Here is a 21,459-nt window from a genome sequence, read left to right on the forward strand (position 1 = left end):
TTTTTATGAACCAACGGTTCAATAAATGGTCTATAGTTACATGGACGTCACATTCCCTAGAGGTGAATCATGAACAGCGTAAAAGTTGACAAAGCCGCGATTGAAGGCATTGTAGCTGGTCTTTTTGCGGATAACCGCTCACCAATGGAGCATTTTGGTATCGAATGGGCACAAATCGAGATGCTTGAGCGTCGTGAGCCTAGTGTGGTTATTAAGTTAGCCCCACAAGAAGAAAAGATTGCTGCATGTGGTGGAATACGGTAGCAATAGTACCTAAATGCTGACCCAGCCATCGTGCTGGGTTTTTTATTGCACAATTTTAGCCCTGACATCTGTCGGGGCTTTTTCATTTCTGGCTTTCATTACAAAGCTCATTTACTGAGTGGGCTTGATAATGATTAACCCCGGCGAACCGGGGCTATAGGCGGAATGTCACGAATAGAGAGTAAGTGACGAGTACATAGTACTGACTGAGTAATCATGTTCAACGCTGCTGTTTGGTAAATGCGGGGAGGTTCGCAATTATAGGGGATTCGTATAATGGCATTACGGCGGCTTCCAACCCCGTTCGCGAGTGTTCGACTCACTCAGTCCCTGCCAATTTAGATTATTATGCTGATTATTACTGTATTAATTTTATTTTATGCTTAAATTTAGTTTAATACGAGATCGCTTTTATTAGGTATTAACAACCAATAGTTGTACAGTAATATTACTGTATTTATATACAGTGCTATTGGTTCAAAAAGGAGTTAATACATGAGTAAAGAGAGCCGTACCCTCTCATCCCGTGATGAGGAACCTATTATTAATTATCTCGGAGAGGGAAAATTTAAATTTAAGTCACAGGACGCAGCCTGCTATATGCATCCATTAGGCTGGGTTGCCGATAACAATAGAGGGGGGATATCATTGTGTTTTACCACGGAGGAAGAGAATTGCCTGGCTTTATTTAAGCTTACCGGCGTTCAACCTGTGCCTGTTTATACCCCAGAAATGGCCACTGCGTCGAGCAATGCATTAAAGGCAGCGGGCATTATGGCGTTAAGTCGTGCACCGGGAGCGATACAGTTCTCAATCGCAGGGAGCGGGGTATTGACCCCCGTTACACAAGTTGCGAGCGCTGTGTCCGGAGCCATTGCACGCGCACTTGCGGCATTGGCCGCAACAGCGACGGCAAGTACAGCGGGTCCAATTGCAGCGGCAGTCGTCATGGGAATGTGGCCTTCAGAGGCTGGACAAGGCAGTGATAAATGGAACGGGCAAAATCTGGCGCTATTATCCTTACCATTGACAACCCTGTCAGGAAAACAGACCGTCTTGCCGGGCAGGCCAACCATCGACTTACCTGCCCGGGGTTCGTTGATGATGAATGGCAACCAGCTTGAGTTTAAACTGCTGAAAACAGGTGGGGCACTGTCAAAAGCGGTACCAGTGCTTAATGCGGTACGGGATGCAGTGACCGGACTGGACAGTATCATTATACCCGCTATGGGTGGGGTACCAGAACGAACTATCCTGATCAATCCAGCACCAACGGGGCCAATGTTTCCTCCTCATACCGGAAACAGTTCGCCGAAGCCGGTCACGCCGGTGCATACTGGTACGACAATCGAGACGATTGATAAGCCGCTGATCCTCACTACACCAGTACCAGATGAAACGTTTGACTTTATCTACTGGCAGTTAGATGCTAAGGGCTCTGGTGTTGAGCCGGTTTATGTGGTGGTTAGTAGTCCGCCAAAGTCTGTTGTTCATAAACATAAGCATTACCCACCTAAAGGTGTTCCTTGGCAGGATATCGTGAAATCTACAGCTAACGGCGGTGCGGCTAAATTTAAACCGGGAGTTAATATTCCGCAAACTGATATAGACGTCTGGTTGAATGGCGTGAAAACAATCAAGCATCCTACGTGGAAAGTTAAAGAATATGATTACATTATCGGTGCTTATGATGGTAAAGAAACTCAGTGGGTTGTCGTTAAAGAATCACAGGGAACCATCCATTCACACCCAACTTCACTAGATGAAGTTAAGAGGTATATGAAAAATGTTAATTGAGCGTAACGAAATCGATTTTAAAAATGGAAAAATGACAGATGATACTTTATTTATAACGGATTTTTCTGACCCTGAAAATACTTATATTGATGAAGATATATTATTAGTAGAGTACCCAAAGAATTTTGCAGTAGATGTGTCTTTTCATCGCAGCCTTAATAATTTAAGTGTTAGTGTTATATTTGAAAGTGATTGGGAGAATAGATTTTACAGAAAGTTTGTAGAGCTTAATGATAAAGCTGGATTATTAGCGTCAATTAAAGAAGCAATTGATATTGCTGTTAAAGGTTAATTCGTTATAGATAAAAGGTCACTTCGGTGGCCTTTTTTACGTCTGAAGGAAAGTGAAAGTGGCAAAGCTCAACGACAAACAAGAGCTGTTTTGCCGTGAGTATATTGTCGATTTAAACGCGACGCAGGCAGCTATACGAGCGGGATACAGCGAAAAGACCGCGCAGGAGCAATCTAGCCGTCTGTTATCAAATGTTATGATTCAGTCTCGGATTGCAGAACTTAATGCCGATAGGCTAGAGAGAGTCAGGATTGATGCTGACTACGTACTTAATCGCTTGGTTGAAATAGACCAAATGGATGTTTTGGACATCCTAACTGACTCTGGAGACCTAAAGCCGGTTGCTGATTGGCCTAAAGCATGGCGTACAACGCTATCAGGTTTAGAAGTAACGGCAATGATGGGGGATGGTGATTCAGCGGCGTTACTGAAGAAGATTAAGTGGCCTGACAAAGTTAAGAACCTTGAATTGCTAGGCAAGCACATTAGTGTGCAGGCATTCAAAGAACAGGTTGAACAGAAAGTCACAGCAACACATAACATCATGCCGGTTCCAACATGCAGCAGCGCTGACGAATGGGAGGCAGCCGCACAGCAACAACAGGGCGAGGTATTAGGTCAATGAACTACAACGTAGTTTGGAAGCCATTACCGGGCTCTCAGTCGCTTTCATTAAGCTGCCCCTGTGATGAGATATTATTCGAAGGTACGCGCGGACCCGGTAAGACAGCAGCGCAATTGGCAAGGTATAGAAGTCGAGTAGGTTTGGGGTACGGCACATTCTGGCGCGGTGTCATCTTCGATACTGAATATAAGAACCTTGCTGACATCATCACTCAATCAAAGCGTATGTATCGCCTGTTTAACGACGGAGCTAGATTCTTAGCGTCAGCATCGGAATTAAGGTGGATATGGCCTACCGGTGAAGAGCTGCTATTCAGATTTGGTAAAGAAGAGAGCGACTATTGGGACTATCACGGTCAAGAATTCCCTTTTATCGGCTTTAACGAACTAACAAAGCAACCTAGCGCCGACTTTTACGAATCAATGTTCTCATGTCGCCGGTCGTCATTCAGGCCACAAGATTACCCGCGTGAAGATGGCTCGTTATTACCGAATATCCCTCTGGAGACGTTCAACACCACTAACCCGTTTGGCATTGGTCATACATGGGTTAAGAAAAGATTCATCGACCCGGCTCCGCGTGGAACTATCATCCGAGATACTCAGATGGTTCCCAATCCACAAACGCAGCAGGAAGAAGAAATAACACTAACCCGTGTAGCTATTCACGGTTCATTCAAAGAGAACCCTTATTTAGACCCTGTATACATTGCTACGCTGATGAATATTAAAGACCCAAATAAGCGCAAGGCTTGGGTTGAGGGTTCATGGGATGTTACCAGTGGCGGGCGATTTGACCACCTTTGGAATGAATCATTGCATGTTATCAAACCATTCAATATTCCCGATAGCTGGACTGTTGACCGCTCCCATGACTGGGGAGAATCAAAGCCGTTTTCTAACTTGTGGTGGGCTCAAGCTGATGGAACCGAAGCAATGCTTCCTGATGGTTCTAAATTCTGCCCGCCATCCGGATCATTAATCCTGATCGGCGAGTGGTACGGCTGTCCGCCTGATGAGCTAAACAAAGGCTTAAATATGTCATCGACAAACGTGGCTAAAGGCGTTAAGTGGGTTGATAGGCGGCTTGCCGGTGAAGAGGTAGAAGAGCCAGAAGAAACTAAAGGGCAGGGCCAGATGCATATTATGCCGGGGATCTGTAAGAAGGTGATTCGCGGCCCTGCTGATGGTTCTATTTTCAACACGGCTGATAACGAATTATCGATAGCGCAAAAAATGGAAGCGCAGGGCGTTAAATGGCTGGAGGCAAACAAAAAGCCCGGCTCCCGCATTAATGGCGCGTCGCTATTTGCTGACATGCTTGAAGCTGTCGTGGAAGGTAAGAAAACAGAGTCAGGAATGCCAGAAAAACCGGCGTTCTATGTATTTGACTACTGCCGAGGCTGGATTAGTCGCATTCCTACATTAGTCAGAGACGAAAAGAACCCTGATGATGTAGACACAAAACAAGAAGACCACGACTGGGATGCTACACGATACCGTGTTTTACATTCTCCTTGTCGCGAGGCATTCAGCATAAACATGAGAACAACATACTAATGGCTAATAACGATATTACATTTATCCGGCCTGAGCACAAAGCCGCAAGCCTAATATGGGAAACGATTCGCGATGTTTGTCGCGGGCCATATGCAGTAAAGCAAAGGAAGCACAAGTATTTACCAAAGCTAGATCCAGCCAATACTAGTGAGGAGAATAATCGGCGTAATGATGATTATATTCGCCGTGCAGTTTTCTATGCTATTACAGGACATACAAAAAACGGGCTGATTGGTATGGCGTTTAGACGCGATCCTACTGTGACTATCATCGATAAGATTGAGTATCTAAAAACCAACGCTAATGGCGCAGGTATCAGCATCTATCAGCAGGCTCAGTCAGTGCTTGAATCTGTGTTAGAAGTCGGCAGGGATGGGCTGTACGTTGATTACAGTTCTGATATGAAAGGCGCAATTATCCTGAGCTATCGTGCCGAGGATATTATTAATTGGCGTACAGAGCGGATAAATGGGCGCGACAAGCTGGTTATGGTTGTCTTGCGTGAGTGTGTGGAAGAGCCAGATGGTTTTGGTTTCAAAGATCGCATTCAATACCGCGAATTAGCAATGGATGAGGGGCGGTTTGTTTGCCGCGTCTGGCGTAATACTGGACCTAAAAACACAGGAGTCTATGTTGTTGATAGCGAATATTACCCTGTAGTTCAGTTCGGCGGGGCATGGGATGAAATTCCGTTTACCTTTGTTGGAGCTCAAAATAATGATCCAACAATCGATGAATCACCACTGTTAGCACTGACTGAAATCAATCTAGGTCATTATAGAAACTCGGCAGATTATGAAGATAGCCTGTTTTTCTGTGGACAGGTTCAGCCTTGGATCAGTGGGTTATCGGAAGAATGGCGTGATTGGTTACAAAAGAATGGTGTCGTATTAGGTTCCCGCTCTCCAATATTACTGCCAAAAGAAGGCGCTGCGGGGTTTAACCAAGCGGAGCCGAATATGATTGCTAAAGAAGGTATGGACTCTAAGCGAGATTACATGGTTTCTCTTGGAGCTCAATTAGTTGAGCAAAATGGCGCTGTTAAGACAGCGACTCAGGCAAATGGTGATCAAGCTGCATCTACATCTGTTTTGGGTATTTGTTGCGCCAACGTTTCAGAGGCATATACCCAAGCCCTGAACTGGTGCGGCAAGTATCTTGGTGTAAACGATGCAAAAGCATCATATTCAATTAGTCAGGAGTTCATTCAGAAAGTAGCAGACTCGGGAATGCTGACGGCAATTGTTGCTGCATGGCAAAGTGGTGCAATTAGGGATGGTGACATGATCCGCGCAATGCAGAAGTTAGACATTATTGACCCTGAATCAAACCCCAATGAGATTTTGGACGAATTAAAGAATCAGGGGCCAAATCTGACCGGTGACTAAAATGGCAACGATTAACGAAGTGCTTAGTGATGAAATTATTGCTCATAGCCTGTTTCAGTCTCGATACGGCACTGGTGTAGCTCGTAAAATGGTTAAACTGCTCAATGAAAGCGATTCTGAGCTATCTGCGCGCTTAATTATGGCATTGAGTGAGGTTAATCCAAACACCATTACTGTGAAGCGCTTAGAGAGTCTTTTGTTTAGTGTTCGTGAAGTTAATAAGCGAGTGATTGATGCAATGTATATGTCACTGACTGATGAACTGATGGGATTTGCTAAGCATGAAGCCATTTATCAATTCAACTTGTTTGACTCTCTGTTGCCACACCCTGTATTGCAGCGTTTCCCGCTTGCTTCAATCACTCAAGAGCAGGTTTATGCCGCAGCTATAACCCAACCATTTCAGGGAAGATTGTTGCGTGATTGGGCTGAGAATATCGAAGTTGACCGGATGACGCGAATAACAAACACTGTGAAAAACGGTTATCTTGCCGGTGATACTGTGGAGCAGATGGCTAGAAAGGTTAGGGGGACTAAGGCTAGGAACTATCAGGACGGCATAATTGAAGCAAGTAGAAGAAATGTCACTTCCGTAGTAAAGACCGCTGTAACTCATTTTGCCGCAGTGGCCAGAAATAAGTTTGCTGACAACAATAGAGACATTATCAAAGCAAAGCAGTGGCTTAGTACGTTAGATAATCGCACATCCCACATTTGTATTATCCGGGATCGCTTAAAGTACACGTTAGACGGAAAACCAATAGGCCATAAAATTCCATACCTGCAAGGCCCCGGGCGAATTCATTTTTGCTGTCGTTCAATGGAAACCTTTATCACCAAATCATGGCGTGAAATGGGTATTGATATAGAGGATATAAGGGAAGGGACTCGGGCTAGCATGGATGGTCAGGTACCCGCTGAAACCACTTATAGCGAATGGCTACAGAGGCAATCGTACAGTCGTCAGGTTCAGGTACTGGGTGAAACACGGGCCAGACTAATGAAGGATGGAGGAATGAGAACCGATGAGTTTTTCAATGATAAAGGTGAATGGCTGACGTTACAGCAACTTCGGGATATTGATGAGCGATCTTTTAATGAGGCTGGACTATGAATGCTGGAGAAATAAAAGAACAGAAAGAGAGGGAACTCGCTGAGATAATTACACAAAAAGCTAAAGAGTTGACGAGTGAGACTGGATTAAAGGTATTCAATATAGAAGTTACGCAAATATATCCACTTAGAGTTCGATTTATTATCCAGTAATCACATCAATGAACTGTCGATTTTCCGGCATTTAAATATCAAAACTCAGCCTCGCCAATGTGCGGGGCTTTTTTATGGGCTAGGCCCGGCAACACATCCCAAGGGGACTATATGTTATTCCGAAATATCGAGCGTAAATATTACTCAGCAGCAGGTGAAGGCGGCGATGCTGGCGGCGGTTCTACTTTAGAGATTACCCCAGAAATCCAAGCTCTCATTGATGCGCGAGTCAACGAATCAGTAACAGGTCTGAAAACCAAAAATAGCGAACTGCTCGGTAAGCTCAAAGAGCAAGGCGACAACTTAAAGCGCTATGACGGTATTGACCCTGATGCGGTTAAAACCATTCTGCAACGATTCTCTGATGACGAAGAAGCAAAGCTGATCGCCGCCGGAAAAATTGACGAGGTACTCGATAAGCGCACTGAGCGTTTACGTGCTGACGTAGATAAGAAACTCAAAAGTGCAAATGACCGCGCAGAAAAGGCTGAGCTCTTTAGCAAGAAATTCAGCGACCGAGTACTTGGCGATGCCATCCGTTCTGCTGCATTGAAAACGGGCGCTTTACCCGGTGCAGCTGATGACATCATTCTGCGTGCTAAAGGTGTATTTACTCTCAGCGAGGAAGGCGAGGCCATAGCCGTTGATAAAGATGGAGCTGCGTTACTGGGGAAAGATGGCAGAACGCCACTTACACCGCAGGAATGGGCCGAATCACTTAAAGATATAGCCCCTCATCTTTGGCCTCAGGCTGAAGGTACTGGCGCTGGTGGTCATAAGCCATCCAGTGGTGGGGCTTTGAAACGATCTGAAATGTCTGCATCACAGAAAGCGGAGTACATACGCGCTAATGGGCAACAGGCATTCTTAAAACTTCCAAAAGAATAAGGATTTATAATTTATGAATACAACTGTTAACTCTGACCTGATCATCTATAACGATTTGGCACAGACATCATATCTTGAGCGCCGGCAGGATAATCTCGACGTGTTCAATGCTTCATCTAATGGCGCTATCGTTTTAGATAACGTTTTAATTGAAGGTGACTTCCGTAAGCGTGCCTTTTATCAACTGGGCGGCAGCATTGAGCATCGCGATGTTGATTCTACTAACAAAGTAACAGGCAAGAAGATTGGTGCCGGGGAGTCTGTAGGCGTGAAAGCGCCGTGGAAATATGGTCCTTATCAAACCACCGAAGAAGCATTTAAACGCCGCGGTCGTGACGTATCTGAATTCTCTGAAATTGTTGGCGTGGATGTTGCTGATGCTTCACTAGAAGGATTTATTAAGTATGGCATTCAAGCGTTAAGTGCATCCATTGGCGCGAACCCAGACATGGTAGTTACTGCCAACATCGAAACTGATGGTAAAAAGACACTGACCAAGGGGATGCGTAAATACGGTGATAAGTTTGGGCGAATCGCACTGTTCGTGATGCATTCTGCAACCTACTTCGACATTGTCGATCAAGCTATTGCTGAGAAGATTTATGAAGAAGCCGGTGTTGTGGTATACGGTGGTCAGCCGGGCACATTAGGTAAACCGGTTCTTGTAACTGATACAGCTCCGATTGATGCTATTTTTGGCTTGTTGCCAAATGCTGTGGTAATCACTGAATCGCAGGCTCCGGGATTTCGCTCATACCCAATCAATGACGAAGAGAACCTTGGTGTTGGTTATCGAGCCGAGGGAACGATTAACATCGATTTGCTGGGTTACAGTTGGGATGAAAGCAAAGGTGGCGCAAACCCGGATCTGACTAAAGTTGGTGCTGCTGATAGCTGGAAGAAACATGCAACGAGCAACAAGGTCACTGCTGGTGTGATGATTAAGCTGGAAGTCGAACCGGTTGCAGTAACTGGCGTAGCACTTGACCAGACCACTGCATCCGTTGTTGTTGGGGCAACTATGTCACTGGCGGCAATTGTTGCTCCGGCTGATGCGACGAACAAGAAGGTTACATTCTCATCATCTTCTGTCAGCAAGGCTACAGTTGACGCAGACACCGGTGTAGTCACTGGTGTTGCAGCAGGTACGGCGAAGATTACAGCTACTTCCGCTGATGGCGCTAAAACCGCTGTTTGTGATGTAACGGTAACAGCCGCTTAATGCCAAATAATAAGGGGCTTTGGCCCCTTTGTTAGCGGAGGTTGGATGATTATCACAAACCCTCAATCACCTGACTTTAATAGTTATGCATCGACAGTAGATTTAGCCAAGTTCGCCTCATCAAGAAACCTTGAGTTACCGGAAAATACAGAGTCACTGCTGATTAAGGCTATGGATTACCTAAATGGGCTTAATTGGTATGGTAACCGCACAGCAGTTACTCAACCATTGCCTTGGCCTCGCAAGGGTGTAGTCTTTGATGGCGTTAGGTTGCCTGCCAACACTATCCCGGCTCAGCTTGCTACAGCACAGTGCATGCTTGCAGTTGAAGCCATTGATGGTGAGTTGCTTGCATCCAGTCGTGAGGCATCGGTGAAATCAGAGCGTGTAGAGGGTGCGGTCACTGTTACATATGCAGTTACTGATGGTGAGTGCTTCACTGCTTCATATCCGTTGGTGATGGGCATTCTTAATGGCTTAGTTGCTGGGCGAGGATTCGCCATTAATGCAATAGTGAGGCGTGACTAATGGCTATCAACCATCAAAGAATGAGATCAACGGCCACTCGATTGATTACACAGAATGGAGCTACTTATACATTAACCCGTGGCGGTGGTGTTGAAGTCATTGGCGGCGTTGAGGTAGATATACAACCAGAGACACACATCATCACTGCCATTAAGTCTGATTATGCATCAGGTGAGATTGACGGAACGCTGGTATTGAATGGTGATGTGAAAATGTCGGCAACGGCTGAAGTAGAAATACGTATCGGTGACCTTATTCTGATTGATGGTAAGTCTCACCGCGTAATAAAGCCTAACCCAGTCAAGCCCGCATCATTGCTACTTTGCTATAAACCACAGTTGAGGGCTTGATATGTCTGACAACTCTCAATTCATGCAAAGCATTAACCTATTTATTGATAAAGCCAAGTCTAATCAGGAAGAGGTTGTACGTGCTACAGGGCTTCGTATTTTGGCGCAGCTAGTAAATATGTCCCCCGTTGGAAATCCCGAAATATGGGAAATAAACTCAACAGCAGGAGCATATAACCAAGCGGTTTTTGACCACAACGAAATGCAGAGACAGGATCCGGATAACTTAACCAAGGCCGGGCGGCTTAAAAAACGTGCCCGTGTTAACGACAGTATGGAGATAAAAGCCCCCGCAGGGTATACCGGTGGACGCTTTCGCGGTAACTGGCAAGTTTCTTTTAATCAGCCTGCTGACGGGGTTATTGACCGAGACAAGAAAAGTGATCCTGGTGGTAATGTCACATTAGGTGAAGGCAAGGCGGTCATAGAAATGTTTAAAGTCGGTATAAATGCAGTCTATTTCGCCAATAATGTACCTTATTCTTATCGGCTTGAAATGGGGCATTCAACTCAAGCCCCGGCAGGAATGATCCGGGTTACCGCAGCCGAGATACAGCAATATGTAGATCAGTCTGCTAGGGAAGTTAATAAGTGAATACGTTAACTATAACAGAACTGCTTGAATCGCGCCTTGCAACCGTAGCGACGGGGCTAGGGTTGAAAGTATCATATGAAAACGTTCAGTTCGAACCATTCGATGATATTTATCTCGAATCTCATGTTATTCCGGCTAAAACAAACAGTATCGATTTGGCGGGCGATAGTCGGGTTTATGTTGGTGTCTATCAGGTCAATGTCGTTGTTAAAGCAGGCTCAGGCAAGAGTAAAGCAGGAAAGATAGCTAACGATATCATTAACGCCTTTCCGCTTAACCTTGAGCTATCAAGAGGGGATTTTACTGTCTATATCAATTCGGTTCCTAGCGCCTTTCCAGCAGTTCAAGGTAATGCAACTTATAGCATCCCGGTGAGCATGAATTACCGGTCTGACAATAGTTAATAGTAGCAACAATCAAATATGACCACCTTAGGGTGGTTTTTTATTATCAAAAATCGGAGAGAACACAATGGGATTCGCTTTGCCAAATGGTGCACACGTCTATCTGGCGGCAACTTACGAAGCTGAGCAGGTTATTTCGGGGATTTCCAATGCAACAGAGGCAGTTGTGACGCTTAGCGCGGCTCATGACATCGCTGTTGGGGATATCGTTCAATTAAAATCAGGGTGGAGTGCGCTCGACAATCTGGTCGCTAAAGTGTCAAAAGTTGATTCAAGCACAATCACTTTAGGTAATGTAAATACGTCCAACGTAGGTAAGTTTGCGGCAGGAGGTGGCGTTGGTTCACTCAGAAAGGTCCTTACTTGGATTGAGTTACCGCAGATCACCGAAGTTTCTAATAGCGGTGGTGATCAGCAAAACGTACAGATTCAATTCCTGTCTGATGACAACCAGCGAAACTTAAATACTTTCAAGGCTGCAATGTCGCAGACCTACACCATTGCTCATGATTCTAGCCTGCCTGTATATGATTTGCTTCGTGATGCGGACGAGTCAGGAGACACTATTGCCGCATATATGTATGTGCCTAAAGCGAAGGAGAATCGCTATTGGTCATCTACTGTTTCATTTAATGGAATGCCAACAACAGCGGTAAACGCGGTTGAGACGGTGGCTGTTGTACTGAATCTTCAATCGGCTGGCATGACATTCTATAAAGCTGAATAAGCAATAACGACTTATTTTCTATGATATTTAATTTAATGGCTGGTTTTTTCCGGCCATTTTCATTTTTATAAAGGCGCTCACTTATGGTTACTAAATTTCAATTACAACCCAAACCCACGTTTAAAGCTGATGTGACGATACCACGGGCCGGGGAAGATGATGGGGTTCTGACGTTCACGTTTAAGCACCACCCGCTAAAGCAGTTATCAGAAATCGAAGCTATCGAAGGTACAACCGCTGTTGATTTTGTCATGCAAATTGCAGAGGGGTGGGCTCTTTCTGACGATTTTACGCATGGAAATGTAGTAACTCTGCTAGAGAACTACCCGCAAGCAGGAACTGCGATCGTGAAAAAATACTATGCAGAAATGGTGGGGAATCGCGAAAAAAACTAATTGCGGTTGCCTCATCTCTCTACACGCCTGAACCTACAGAGGAAGAGCTAGCCAGCTCTGGATTAACGCCTGATGATTTTGATGAGGTTGTAATTGAAATCCTACCTTGCATATGGAACTCGTTCCTAGTCTTTAAAGCTATGTCCACCCAGTGGCGAGTTGGGATGAGTGGTGCTACCGGGCTGGATTATGGCTGCTTACCTCAGGTTATGGACTTCATTGGGGTTAGTGAAGATAAGGCAACCGTTTTTGCAGACATTCAAGTAATGGAAAGTGTTGCTTTATCCATCATAAATAAGAGGTAAGCATGGCAGATGTTGCAACAATTACGCTGCAAGTAAATACCGCGCCGCTTGCTGAGGGGAATAAGGCGTTAGATCAGTTTGGCGCTAAAGCAGGTCACGCAGCGAAGTCCGCGGATTCATTTGGTGACTCAAATAAAAAAGCCGCAAAATCAACTGAGGAAATGGCAAAGTCAGTCGATGAATCTCATCGGCGGATTGCTGAGTTTGCTAAAAAACTGAGAGACTCAGGAAACTCTGCACATCAAGCAGCTGATAGGCAAGATAAATTGGCTGATTCATTTTTTAAGCAAATTGATGCTATAAAAGAAGTTGATGGAGCTAGTGCCAAGTTAAAGCGGATTCAAGATGAGTTAGGACGAGCCAACCGAGCAGGTGAATTAGGGCAAGGGAACTACGTCACACTTCTTGGCGAAACAACCGATAAGCTAAATCAGGTTGAAAAAGCAGAGAGCACACTCTCTAGAACTAAAGCTGAATTTCTAAGGAGACTGAAAGAGCAAGTCGCGACTCAGAAGATGAGTAGTGAGGAGCTTTTACGATACCGCGCCGCTCAGCTGGGCGTAGGTTCTTCGGCTGAGGTTTATATCAAAAGCCTGTCCGCATCAAATAAAGAGCTGACAAACTTAAGAACTAACTCCGTATCTGCTCGCCGTGAGTTTGGAATGATGGCCGCTCAATTGGCCAGAGGTGACATTAGCGGTTTAAGAGGGACGGCACTAACTACTGCTGGCCGCTCTGGATTAGTTGAGCAGCTAACGACTTTGAGAGGGTTGGCTGTTGGCGGGCTTTTAGCTGGTGTTGCTGTTGGTTTGGTTGCTGTTACAAAAGCGTACTTTCAGGGGGCTAAAGAGTCTCAGGAGTTCAATAAACAGCTAATTTTAACCGGTGGATATGCGGGACAAACCGCAGGCCAGCTTCAAGCATTAGCAGCGTCATTGTCTGGTAATGGTGTAACACAATCGAATATGGCCGAATCTCTGGCTAAAGTTGTTGGTACCGGTTCGTTTTCTGGTGGTGACATTTCCATGATCGCGGGTGTCGCTGCAAGAATGGAGGATGCGGTAGGTCAATCAATTGATGAGACAGTAAAGCATTTCCAAAAGCTGAAAGATGAACCCGCTAAAGCAGCTCAGGAATTGGATAAATCCCTTCATTTCCTGACAGCAACTCAGCTTGAAAATATTTTAGCTTTAGAAAATCAGGGGAGAGCCTCAGAAGCTGCAAAAGTAGCCATGGATGCCTACGCATCTGCAATGAATGATCGCGCAGTCCAAATTGTTGATAATTTGGGTTGGCTTGAAAGCGCATGGAAGTATGTAGGTGATGCGGCCTCTGGTGCATGGGATAAGATGCTAAATATTGGGCGAATGGAGAGTGCGACCGCTCAATTAGCAGATGTCCGCAGAAAGATTTTAGAGTTACAACTTGACCCTAAAAAACAGGCTATCGCAGCTTACAACGGCGACGCAGGGCTTGATGAACTGCGCCTGCAAGAATCTTTGCTTAGTGAACAGGCTTACCAAGAACAAATGTCAGCCGGGCAGGGTAAGGCTATTGCGGATGAGCAGGAGCGACAAAAACTACGGATTAGTCAAAACGATGCATTAAACCGTAAGTATGAAAATAGCCAAGAAAAACACCTTCGTACCATTAATGAGATTAATAACAAATACGCACATGCAGACCAATCTGTACGTGAAAAAGCTGTGCAAGCTGAAAATAAACGGTTCAAAGAAGAGCTGGATCGTGAGACTAAAAAGGGGCGAAGTAGCGGAGCCAAATCATATACTGATGATTCAGCGACCAAAATGCTATTGGATTCCAAGCAGCGTTTAGCTTCTTTGCAAGAGCAAATGGGGGCGACATCACAACTGACAGAGCAGGAAAAACGGCTTGCTGAGTTCACCCAACAGATTGCTGAGTTGAAGGAAAAACGAATACTAACGGCTGACCAGAAGAGTATTCTGACCCGAAGCGATGAGATTAAAGCGTCATTAGAACTTGAATCAAGCGAATCCCGGCGATTGAAGAACGCGCAGGAACTAGCAAAAGGCCACGAAACCGCGCTTAAGTTTATTCAGCAACAGGAGGCTGCAATCTCGGCAATGCAAAACAGTGCCGGGATGAGTAATCGGGAAGCGCAACGAAACCGAGAGCGTGAGCAAACAAGGATGATTAAAGCATCACCTGAAGATAGAGATTTGGCATTAGCTAAATTAGAGGAACGCTATCAAAGGGAAGATGAGCTGCGCGGTGACTGGCTGGCGGGTGCTAAGAAAGGATTCTCTGAGTATCTCGATAGTGCTACTGATACTTATTCAGCTATGAGCAGTGTTGCTCAATCTGCCCTCGGCGGTATGTCAAATATGCTGACTGACTTAGTGACCACCGGCACAACGAGTTTTAAGCAGTTCACTGTTTCTATTCTAAAAATGATAGTCGATATCATTAATCGCATGATGATTGCTTATGCTCTTCAGCAGGCGATGGGGTGGATAGCTGGAGGAGCTAGCGGCGGAGTAGCTAACGGACAAACGGTTCCTACAACACCCGGTAACAGCATTGTTGTTGGCTATGATTCTGGTGGCTATACCGGAGACGGTGGAAAGTATGAGCCAGCAGGAGTCGTACACCGCGGTGAGTTCGTCATGACCAAGGAAGCTACGGCGCGGATCGGCGTTAATAATCTGTACTCGATGATGCGTGGATATGCTGACGGTGGAGTGGTTGGCAAAGCACCAATGCATGGACTGCAATCATCTGGTAGTAGCTCTGGTGGTGTAACGGTCAATATGGGCGGCATCGTTATGAATACTGGCAGTGATGGAAATCAGCAATCCGGCAGCGGTAATACAAATACGGGGGCAGCTATCATGAAGCAGTTAAAACCAGTGATTATCGCTGCAATTACCGAACAGGCTCAAAGTCCGGGAACTCCGCTATGGAATGCTATCAGCGGGGGGCGATAATCCTCCTGATGAGTAAACTTGATTAGCCCTGCTTTTGCGGGGCTTTTTTTATGTCCCAAGGAAATCATATGGCGATAGATACTTTTTTTTGGCGAACTCAGATACAGAGTGGAATGGAAGGAAGTTTTTCATATAAAACCAGAACGGCGCAATTTGGTGATGGTTATAAGCAAATTGTTGGGGATGGACTTAATCCTGAATCGCAAAGCTGGCCTATCACATTAACCGGATTAAAAAGCGAGATGCTCCCGGCGTTAGATTTTATCCGCAGCCATGTAACTAAATCATTTATCTGGACTTCTCCACTTGATGAAGCTGGGCTATATCGTGTAGCTGCGGACTCTGTGAAGTATTACCCATTGTCGGCACAGGCAATAACTATTAATGCGACGTTTGAAAGGGCCTTTGCACCATGAGCTTAAACAGCGATTATCAAAAGCTTGAACCCGGCAATGCCGTAAGGCTAATTGATGTTGATGGCACTAAATTTGGGGTATCTGATGTCATGCGGTTTCATGCGCATAACATCCCTCATACACCTGAAGAGATTGAGGCGGCAGGCGGTGATGAGAGCAAGTTACCGGCTAAATCGATCTGGTGGCAAGGTAATGAATATAGTGCGTGGCCGTATGAGATTGAGGGGATTGAAACTTCCACCAATGGTGGCAGTGCATCACCAAAGCTGTCAGTGGCAAACATAGATAGTTCTATTACTGCACTGTGCTTGCATTATGACGACATGCTTAAAGCTAAAGTGACTATTCACGATACTTTGACGCAGTATTTGGATGCTAATAATTTTCCTGATGGTAATGCTTCTGCTGACCCAACACAGGAAAAGATGAAAGTCTTCTATATCGATGCCAAAAGTAGCGAAACTAATGAGGTTGTTGAGTTTACGCTAGCGTCACCGATGGATTTACAGGGGGTATTGATTCCTACGCGTCAGCTTCATTCTGTCTGCACGTGGTGTATTCGCGGAAAATATCGATCGGGGGATGGGTGTGATTACTCGGGAACAAAGTATTTCGATAAATACGGAAATCCTGTAGACGATCCATCACTTGATGAGTGCTCAGGAATGCTAGCAACCGGATGCAAGCCCCGCTTTGGCGAAAATAACGAATTGCCGTTCGGTGGGTTCCCCGGCACGTCTTTACTGAGGACATAGCGATGAGAAAGAAAACGCTTAGCGCGATGATGGCTCACGCTGAAGCTGAGCATCCGAGAGAGAGTTGTGGCTTGATAGCTCAGAAGGGGCGAGTAGAGCGTTATTTCCCTTGTCGTAATTTAGCCGCAGACCCGACAGAACAGTTTTATATGTCACCTGAGGATTATGCAGATGCGGAGGACTGGGGAACGATTACGGGCATTGTTCATAGTCATCCTGACGCAACAACACAGCCGAGTGAATTAGACAAGGCTCAGTGCGACGCTACAGGACTGATATGGCACATCATTAGTTGGCCTGAGGGGGATTTACGCACGATTAAACCCCGTGGTGAATTACCCCTGCTAGGTCGCCCGTTTGTCCTTGGTCATACGGATTGCGGCGGTTTGATCATTGACTACTACAAACAAGTCCATGGGATCGATATCCCTGACCATAGAACTGAGCGGGTATGGTGGGAATCCGGTGAAGAAAATATCTATATGGATAATTGGTATGCCGCTGGATTTCGAGAGTTCTCTGGTGATGCGAAGCCGGGTGATATGGTAATCATGCAGGTATCCGCCCCAGTAGCTAATCACGCCGGGATCCTTCTTGAAGATAATATGCTACTTCATCATTTATACGGGCAGTTAAGTCAGCGAGTGCCGTATGGCGGTTACTGGCGAGAACGAACAATAAAAGTACTACGGCACAAATCATTAAAGTAAAAAGTATATCAACCAAGCCCTGTCACTCGACGGGGCTTTTTTATATCTGAATTTCACCGCGCATCGCAGCGCATTTAAACACAGAACCTTGCAGAAAGTGAGCCTGAGAAAACCGTTATTGGTGCTTCTGTGGGCGGCTTTTCTGTGCGAGCAGGTTCACTTTCTAGAAGGTAAAACACCATGAGTAAAAACATTTCCGTAGTACCTGCGTTCGACTTTACTAATATGGTTTCAATTGCAGGCAGTCAGGTAGTTACAACCTCGGCAAAAATAGCTGAGTATTTCGGTAAAAAACATAAGACAGTATTAAGGTCTATTAGAAACCTGAAATGTTCGGAAGATTTTACCCGGCGCAATTTTGTGCCCACTGATTTCATTGATAAAAATGGCGATATTCAGCCAATGTACAATATGACAAAAGACGGATGTATGTTCCTGATTATGGGATTTACTGGCGAGGCCGCCGCAGCTATTAAAGAGTGCTATATCAATGCCTTCAACTGGATGGCTGAAACACTTAATCGCCGACAGATGATGGGAGAGCAAGCCCAGCATCAATACGTCATCAAGGATAAGGTATCAAAAGTCAAAGCATCTATGGGTAGCCGATTAATGAATCAACGTAAAAAGGAAATTCCATTGCTTAAGCAGGAGCTTGAAAGAGTGAAGGCATTAACAACGCCTGATCTGTTTGGTGGGTTGTTGTCATAACCATGCTGATATTTAAATAGAACAAAGGCGCATCCGTGCGCCTTGGTGGTTAATTATCTATTCGTCATTATCCTTTGGTGCTTGAGAAATATAATCTTTAACTGCTTTTTCTTTCAACTTCTCAAGATATTTATCAGTAATTTTACTTATTGATTTTTGCGCTATTTTTTCCATTTCTTCTCTTAGCATATCTAGCGCTACACCTTTTATATGGGTCACTGGGCTATTTTCTTCGGCATAGTTCATTAAATTACTTGGATCTTCAGCCATCTTCAAAGCAATATCTAGCCGCAAAACAATCTCTGCGTTCATTGAGCGTTTGTTTTTTTTAGCCAAAGATTCTATTTTATCTTTTATTTCAGCAGGTAAGCGAATCCTAAGCTGTGGGTCATCTCTGCTCATGCGATAGCCTTTATTAAATATCAATATTGATATTTAAATTATGCCCCACCGTGGGGTTGACTTCAATGACGCACCGTGTGACAATGAATTTATGCCTCAATGTGGGGCATTAAGAAAGGAGGGTAGAAGTGCAAAAAGCAAAAGATATGTATCAAAAGAAAATGAGGATTCCTGAGGATGTGCGGCTGGCGGTGATAAGCAACGGGGAAAAAGAGAGTCGTAAATTTAATACAGAAGTGATTCATCAACTAAGAAAGGCGTATGGGCTTATTGAGAGCAAACAAAATGCAGAAGTCCAATAAAGCGAAAACCCCAACTGCTGTAACAGTTGAGGCTTCTAAAAATTTGAGTCTTAGGGAAACAAATCTTATGAACAATATTACTAGTTCAAGTAACGCATGTCCAGCCGTAACGGTTCCATTTCATGGTGCATCATTATTTTTAACTAAATATAATGACGAGCCTTATGTGCCAATGAAGCCCGTTGTCGAAGGTATGGGTTTGGATTGGAAAAGTCAGCACGCAAAGATTTCTCAGCGTTTTTCTAAAGGTATGGTGGAAATCACCATACCTACAAAAGGTGGGGATCAATTAATGTCTTGCCTCCCACTTCGTAAACTTCCCGCTTGGTTGTACTCCATCCAACCAAATAAAGTTAAAGCAGAGATCCGCGATAAGGTACTCCAGTATCAAGAAGAGTGCGACGAGGTGCTTTGGCAGTACTGGACTAAAGGCGAAGCTAAGAAACCCGCTGTCCGCGCTGCTGTTAAATCCTATCTTCCAGAGTACAGAAAAGCTAGGGCGGCAAAGATGGCTGCTGAAACGATGGCTCTAGCCCTGTCATTCATGCCTAATCTGAGTGATATCTCCAAACAAACAGCAATGGCCAAAGCCGTCAATGACGCTGCTGGTGTTGAATTGTTACCTCTACCAGCCATTGAAGAGCATTATTATACCGCTGGTGAAATAGGGGAGCTGGCTGGTATTAGTGCTCAGAAAGTTGGTCGCCTCGCTAACGCTAACAACCTAAAAACGGAAGAGTTTGGCAAGTATTTCATGGATAAGTCCGCTTACTCATCAAAACAAGTCGAAGCGTTCCGCTATAACCAGAAAGGCGTCGAAGCTATCACTATGTTAGCTAGGGCGGCAGCATGAACCCAGCCCTTAAAGCCAAAGAGTATGAATCTAAGTTAGAGATGGCGGGTACCATAACCGCGCAGTTGCAATCCTATCTGTCTTTATTGCTAGAGATAGAGAGGGACGAAGATAATATCAACTTACTATCCGTGGCATTAACTGTAGTGAGTGAGTTAAAAAGTACACTTGAGCATTAATAATAAAGCCTCCCGAAGGAGGCTTTTTATATCTAAAGGAAAATGAAGAATAAATGTTTTTTAACAACTGGGTCTGCTTGTGATTTCGCTTTATAATTGACTGGTAATAATTACCTTAGGAGTATTTGGTATGTCATTAAATAGAAATGAACTAGCTGGTTATTATTCTAGTAAATTCAGTCAACTTGCCGTAAAAAAACATAACGGTACATATGATGAAGAGGCGCTTGAGGTTTTAATTAAAGAAGCAATGGATCACATGAAAGTTTGGGTGCAAATTCCTTATGAAGAGAATCTCACAAACTTTATTGCTCAGGTAAAATATTTTGGTGGTGCTAAGGATGTGGCTTACGAAAGTAGGCAGGAGTTACTAAAAGACGCACTCCCCCTAATAGAAAAGTATAAATAGCACAAACCCTCTCCGGAGGGTTTTTTATTTCCAGTAACAATGACAGGTGATTGATTGCTTTCAGGTAGGTATGATGAGCAGCATGGTGTTAAATCATTCGGATTTTTAGATGGGAGGGGGGATGAAAGGTTTCGGAATATTAATTTTAATTACTGGCCTTATTGCAGCGATTGCTTCATTGAGCATGGATGTAAGTGTGGTAACAGGATATGGCAATAGAGTAAACAATTTAGGATTAATGGCGCAGCGACAGAATTTCATTTTAATCAGTTGTTTTGCTGTTTTTTGTGGGTTGCTCATGGTTATATTTAGTAAGAAAAAAACATCAGATAATAACAATTATATTAAATGCTCATTTTGTGCGGAAGAAATCCTTCCAGAAGCGATAAAATGTAAGCACTGCGGTAGTGATGTAAAGAAGGAAAGTATAGAGTTAGACAATACGATGGATTCAAGTGAGATTATCGATTTTGATTGTAATAAGCTTGTTATAAAAAAGAAGGTTGGATTCATGATTGATGATGAGTCTGTTATGGAGTTAGCCGACCTACTAAAGTCAAAATCAAAACATGTCGATAAACACCATTTATACAATATGTTCGAAAAAAATATCTTAGAAATTAAATTACGTCTTCCAGATGAGATACATGAAACATTTATGAGAAGAATAAAGTACTGGATAGAAATGTGATAAAAAAGATATATCAACAGGGTAATTTAATGAAAAAACTATTTTTACTACTAGCCGCGGTGGTGTTGTCGGGGTGCTCTACAACTCCAATGCCTGCAAATTTAGCTAAAGAAGTTAAAGCATCTACCTCTTTTCAGGTTGAGCAAGGAAAAGTACCAGTAACCATAGTTCGTGATAAGGGGCATGTTGGAAGTTATTGTTTAATAACGGCATTCATCAACGGTGATCCTGTTGCAGAATTAGACGCAGGAGAGAAAGTTATTGCATATGTTAGCCCTGGTGAAGTAATCGTAGGCGCTGGTTTTATGGGGGCGGGGTTATGTAGCGGAGATCCTAAAAAAGAAAGAGAGTTCATAATTAAAGATAAGCAACCAAGGACGCTCCGCATATTTACGGATCAGAATGCAAATGTAGATATTTTGCCAACAACAGAAAATTAAAAAACACTTAGTCCTCT

At 44.3% G+C, this 21,459-nt stretch carries 28 protein-coding genes, 1 tRNA gene and 1 pseudogene; 29 read left to right on the forward strand and 1 reads right to left on the reverse strand.

All coding sequences use genetic code 11. From position 1 onward, the window contains the following. The first annotated feature begins 69 nt into the window (after positions 1-69). From EL341_RS05775 to EL341_RS05885, 23 genes are all read left to right on the forward strand, one after another. Complete coding sequence (locus EL341_RS05775; protein ID WP_126467277.1) at positions 70-264, forward strand: hypothetical protein; 195 nt, start codon at positions 70-72, stop codon at positions 262-264. Between the two features lie 263 nt (positions 265-527). Continuing rightward, positions 528-600 (forward strand) — tRNA-Trp (locus tag EL341_RS05780). A gap of 159 nt (positions 601-759) precedes the next feature. Next, a complete protein-coding gene (locus EL341_RS05785; RefSeq protein ID WP_126467279.1) occupies positions 760-2,061 on the forward strand; it encodes an S-type pyocin domain-containing protein in 1,302 nt (433 codons plus the stop codon). Further along, positions 2,051-2,353: a hypothetical protein gene (locus tag EL341_RS05790; RefSeq protein ID WP_126467281.1), complete on the forward strand. Its 303-nt coding sequence runs from the start codon at positions 2,051-2,053 to the stop codon at positions 2,351-2,353. The genes EL341_RS05785 and EL341_RS05790 overlap by 11 nt, the downstream gene beginning before the upstream one ends. 58 nt (positions 2,354-2,411) lie before the next feature. After that, positions 2,412-2,978, forward strand: a complete 567-nt coding sequence (locus tag EL341_RS05795; protein ID WP_126467283.1) for a terminase small subunit — start codon at positions 2,412-2,414, stop codon at positions 2,976-2,978. After that, on the forward strand, positions 2,975-4,537 hold the full coding sequence (locus EL341_RS05800; RefSeq protein WP_126467285.1) for a terminase: 1,563 nt from the start codon (positions 2,975-2,977) through the stop codon (positions 4,535-4,537). The genes EL341_RS05795 and EL341_RS05800 overlap by 4 nt, the downstream gene beginning before the upstream one ends. Further along, positions 4,537-5,925 carry a DUF4055 domain-containing protein gene (locus tag EL341_RS17750; RefSeq protein ID WP_126467287.1) on the forward strand — a complete coding sequence of 463 codons (1,389 nt, stop codon included), beginning with the start codon at positions 4,537-4,539 and terminating at the stop codon, positions 5,923-5,925. Before EL341_RS05800 ends, EL341_RS17750 begins: the two co-directional genes overlap by 1 nt. Position 5,926: 1 nt before the next feature. Then, on the forward strand, positions 5,927-7,039 hold the full coding sequence (locus tag EL341_RS05810; protein ID WP_126467289.1) for a hypothetical protein: 1,113 nt from the start codon (positions 5,927-5,929) through the stop codon (positions 7,037-7,039). Next, positions 7,036-7,191, forward strand: coding sequence for a GnsA/GnsB family addiction module toxin (locus tag EL341_RS17785; RefSeq protein WP_126467291.1), 156 nt, complete (start codon positions 7,036-7,038; stop codon positions 7,189-7,191). The genes EL341_RS05810 and EL341_RS17785 overlap by 4 nt, the downstream gene beginning before the upstream one ends. Positions 7,192-7,302: 111 nt before the next feature. Continuing rightward, positions 7,303-8,079 (forward strand): hypothetical protein, encoded by a 777-nt coding sequence (locus tag EL341_RS05820; protein ID WP_126467293.1) that lies wholly within the window; start codon positions 7,303-7,305, stop codon positions 8,077-8,079. 13 nt (positions 8,080-8,092) lie between these two features. Next, entirely contained in the window at positions 8,093-9,301 is a 1,209-nt protein-coding gene (locus EL341_RS05825; RefSeq protein WP_126467296.1) for a major capsid protein, read from the forward strand. A 45-nt stretch (positions 9,302-9,346) separates the two neighbouring features. After that, positions 9,347-9,829: a DnaT-like ssDNA-binding protein gene (locus EL341_RS05830; RefSeq protein ID WP_126467298.1), complete on the forward strand. Its 483-nt coding sequence runs from the start codon at positions 9,347-9,349 to the stop codon at positions 9,827-9,829. Continuing rightward, entirely contained in the window at positions 9,829-10,179 is a 351-nt protein-coding gene (locus tag EL341_RS05835) for a hypothetical protein (RefSeq protein ID WP_126467300.1), read from the forward strand. The genes EL341_RS05830 and EL341_RS05835 overlap by 1 nt, the downstream gene beginning before the upstream one ends. Position 10,180: 1 nt before the next feature. After that, complete coding sequence (locus tag EL341_RS05840; protein ID WP_126467302.1) at positions 10,181-10,774, forward strand: hypothetical protein; 594 nt, start codon at positions 10,181-10,183, stop codon at positions 10,772-10,774. Further along, positions 10,771-11,178: a phage tail terminator-like protein gene (locus EL341_RS05845; RefSeq protein ID WP_126467304.1), complete on the forward strand. Its 408-nt coding sequence runs from the start codon at positions 10,771-10,773 to the stop codon at positions 11,176-11,178. The genes EL341_RS05840 and EL341_RS05845 overlap by 4 nt, the downstream gene beginning before the upstream one ends. 67 nt (positions 11,179-11,245) lie before the next feature. Continuing rightward, positions 11,246-11,905 (forward strand): phage tail protein, encoded by a 660-nt coding sequence (locus tag EL341_RS05850; protein ID WP_126467306.1) that lies wholly within the window; start codon positions 11,246-11,248, stop codon positions 11,903-11,905. An 83-nt stretch (positions 11,906-11,988) separates the two neighbouring features. Continuing rightward, entirely contained in the window at positions 11,989-12,300 is a 312-nt protein-coding gene (locus tag EL341_RS05855) for a phage tail assembly chaperone (protein ID WP_126467308.1), read from the forward strand. 110 nt (positions 12,301-12,410) lie between these two features. Further along, the gene (locus EL341_RS17755; RefSeq protein WP_331852640.1) at positions 12,411-12,605 is read left to right on the forward strand and encodes a DUF1799 domain-containing protein; all 195 of its coding nucleotides are present in this window, start codon (positions 12,411-12,413) and stop codon (positions 12,603-12,605) included. A 2-nt stretch (positions 12,606-12,607) separates the two neighbouring features. Then, the gene (locus EL341_RS05865) at positions 12,608-15,574 is read left to right on the forward strand and encodes a phage tail tape measure protein (protein WP_126467310.1); all 2,967 of its coding nucleotides are present in this window, start codon (positions 12,608-12,610) and stop codon (positions 15,572-15,574) included. A gap of 68 nt (positions 15,575-15,642) precedes the next feature. Beyond that, the gene (locus tag EL341_RS05870) at positions 15,643-15,990 is read left to right on the forward strand and encodes a phage tail protein (RefSeq protein WP_126468245.1); all 348 of its coding nucleotides are present in this window, start codon (positions 15,643-15,645) and stop codon (positions 15,988-15,990) included. After that, complete coding sequence (locus tag EL341_RS05875; RefSeq protein ID WP_126467312.1) at positions 15,987-16,745, forward strand: phage minor tail protein L; 759 nt, start codon at positions 15,987-15,989, stop codon at positions 16,743-16,745. The genes EL341_RS05870 and EL341_RS05875 overlap by 4 nt, the downstream gene beginning before the upstream one ends. A 2-nt stretch (positions 16,746-16,747) precedes the next feature. Continuing rightward, positions 16,748-17,455, forward strand: a complete 708-nt coding sequence (locus EL341_RS05880; protein WP_126467314.1) for a C40 family peptidase — start codon at positions 16,748-16,750, stop codon at positions 17,453-17,455. A gap of 180 nt (positions 17,456-17,635) precedes the next feature. Next, complete coding sequence (locus EL341_RS05885; protein WP_126467316.1) at positions 17,636-18,166, forward strand: Rha family transcriptional regulator; 531 nt, start codon at positions 17,636-17,638, stop codon at positions 18,164-18,166. A gap of 278 nt (positions 18,167-18,444) precedes the next feature. On the opposite strand, the pseudogene EL341_RS17790 reads toward EL341_RS05885, so the two are convergent. Further along, a pseudogene (locus EL341_RS17790) lies at positions 18,445-18,568 on the reverse strand (Arc family DNA-binding protein); the annotation flags it as partial. Positions 18,569-18,696: 128 nt separating this feature from the next. Between EL341_RS17790 and EL341_RS05895 the strand changes: the two are divergent. From EL341_RS05895 to EL341_RS05920, 6 genes are all read left to right on the forward strand, one after another. After that, positions 18,697-18,870: an Arc family DNA binding domain-containing protein gene (locus tag EL341_RS05895; protein WP_071845446.1), complete on the forward strand. Its 174-nt coding sequence runs from the start codon at positions 18,697-18,699 to the stop codon at positions 18,868-18,870. A gap of 67 nt (positions 18,871-18,937) precedes the next feature. Then, a complete protein-coding gene (locus EL341_RS05900) occupies positions 18,938-19,723 on the forward strand; it encodes a phage antirepressor N-terminal domain-containing protein (protein WP_126468246.1) in 786 nt (261 codons plus the stop codon). Continuing rightward, positions 19,720-19,902 (forward strand): hypothetical protein, encoded by a 183-nt coding sequence (locus EL341_RS05905; RefSeq protein ID WP_126467318.1) that lies wholly within the window; start codon positions 19,720-19,722, stop codon positions 19,900-19,902. Before EL341_RS05900 ends, EL341_RS05905 begins: the two co-directional genes overlap by 4 nt. Before the next feature lie 130 nt (positions 19,903-20,032). Continuing rightward, positions 20,033-20,311, forward strand: a complete 279-nt coding sequence (locus EL341_RS05910; RefSeq protein ID WP_126467320.1) for a hypothetical protein — start codon at positions 20,033-20,035, stop codon at positions 20,309-20,311. A 121-nt stretch (positions 20,312-20,432) separates the two neighbouring features. Beyond that, the gene (locus EL341_RS05915; protein WP_126467322.1) at positions 20,433-21,002 is read left to right on the forward strand and encodes a hypothetical protein; all 570 of its coding nucleotides are present in this window, start codon (positions 20,433-20,435) and stop codon (positions 21,000-21,002) included. 29 nt (positions 21,003-21,031) lie between these two features. Next, positions 21,032-21,442 (forward strand): hypothetical protein, encoded by a 411-nt coding sequence (locus EL341_RS05920; RefSeq protein ID WP_126467324.1) that lies wholly within the window; start codon positions 21,032-21,034, stop codon positions 21,440-21,442. The last annotated feature ends 17 nt before the right edge of the window (positions 21,443-21,459 follow it).

It is taken from the genome of Pragia fontium (assembly GCF_900638655.1).
Taxonomy (GTDB): Bacteria; Pseudomonadota; Gammaproteobacteria; order Enterobacterales; family Enterobacteriaceae; genus Pragia; species Pragia fontium.

Bases quoted from the DNA above. Each gene is read 5' to 3' on its own strand.
- EL341_RS05775 (WP_126467277.1), top strand. From the start codon at position 70: ATGAACAGCGTAAAAGTTGACAAAGCCGCGATTGAAGGCATTGTAGCT.
- EL341_RS05785 (WP_126467279.1), top strand. From the start codon at position 760: ATGAGTAAAGAGAGCCGTACCCTCTCATCCCGTGATGAGGAACCTATT.
- EL341_RS05790 (WP_126467281.1), top strand. From the start codon at position 2,051: ATGTTAATTGAGCGTAACGAAATCGATTTTAAAAATGGAAAAATGACA.
- EL341_RS05800 (WP_126467285.1), top strand. From the start codon at position 2,975: ATGAACTACAACGTAGTTTGGAAGCCATTACCGGGCTCTCAGTCGCTT.
- EL341_RS17750 (WP_126467287.1), top strand. From the start codon at position 4,537: ATGGCTAATAACGATATTACATTTATCCGGCCTGAGCACAAAGCCGCA.
- EL341_RS05810 (WP_126467289.1), top strand. From the start codon at position 5,927: ATGGCAACGATTAACGAAGTGCTTAGTGATGAAATTATTGCTCATAGC.
- EL341_RS17785 (WP_126467291.1), top strand. From the start codon at position 7,036: ATGAATGCTGGAGAAATAAAAGAACAGAAAGAGAGGGAACTCGCTGAG.
- EL341_RS05820 (WP_126467293.1), top strand. From the start codon at position 7,303: ATGTTATTCCGAAATATCGAGCGTAAATATTACTCAGCAGCAGGTGAA.
- EL341_RS05825 (WP_126467296.1), top strand. From the start codon at position 8,093: ATGAATACAACTGTTAACTCTGACCTGATCATCTATAACGATTTGGCA.
- EL341_RS05830 (WP_126467298.1), top strand. From the start codon at position 9,347: ATGATTATCACAAACCCTCAATCACCTGACTTTAATAGTTATGCATCG.
- EL341_RS05835 (WP_126467300.1), top strand. From the start codon at position 9,829: ATGGCTATCAACCATCAAAGAATGAGATCAACGGCCACTCGATTGATT.
- EL341_RS05840 (WP_126467302.1), top strand. From the start codon at position 10,181: ATGTCTGACAACTCTCAATTCATGCAAAGCATTAACCTATTTATTGAT.
- EL341_RS05850 (WP_126467306.1), top strand. From the start codon at position 11,246: ATGGGATTCGCTTTGCCAAATGGTGCACACGTCTATCTGGCGGCAACT.
- EL341_RS05855 (WP_126467308.1), top strand. From the start codon at position 11,989: ATGGTTACTAAATTTCAATTACAACCCAAACCCACGTTTAAAGCTGAT.
- EL341_RS05865 (WP_126467310.1), top strand. From the start codon at position 12,608: ATGGCAGATGTTGCAACAATTACGCTGCAAGTAAATACCGCGCCGCTT.
- EL341_RS05870 (WP_126468245.1), top strand. From the start codon at position 15,643: ATGGCGATAGATACTTTTTTTTGGCGAACTCAGATACAGAGTGGAATG.
- EL341_RS05875 (WP_126467312.1), top strand. From the start codon at position 15,987: ATGAGCTTAAACAGCGATTATCAAAAGCTTGAACCCGGCAATGCCGTA.
- EL341_RS05880 (WP_126467314.1), top strand. From the start codon at position 16,748: ATGAGAAAGAAAACGCTTAGCGCGATGATGGCTCACGCTGAAGCTGAG.
- EL341_RS05885 (WP_126467316.1), top strand. From the start codon at position 17,636: ATGAGTAAAAACATTTCCGTAGTACCTGCGTTCGACTTTACTAATATG.
- EL341_RS05900 (WP_126468246.1), top strand. From the start codon at position 18,938: ATGAACAATATTACTAGTTCAAGTAACGCATGTCCAGCCGTAACGGTT.
- EL341_RS05905 (WP_126467318.1), top strand. From the start codon at position 19,720: ATGAACCCAGCCCTTAAAGCCAAAGAGTATGAATCTAAGTTAGAGATG.
- EL341_RS05910 (WP_126467320.1), top strand. From the start codon at position 20,033: ATGTCATTAAATAGAAATGAACTAGCTGGTTATTATTCTAGTAAATTC.
- EL341_RS05915 (WP_126467322.1), top strand. From the start codon at position 20,433: ATGAAAGGTTTCGGAATATTAATTTTAATTACTGGCCTTATTGCAGCG.
- EL341_RS05920 (WP_126467324.1), top strand. From the start codon at position 21,032: ATGAAAAAACTATTTTTACTACTAGCCGCGGTGGTGTTGTCGGGGTGC.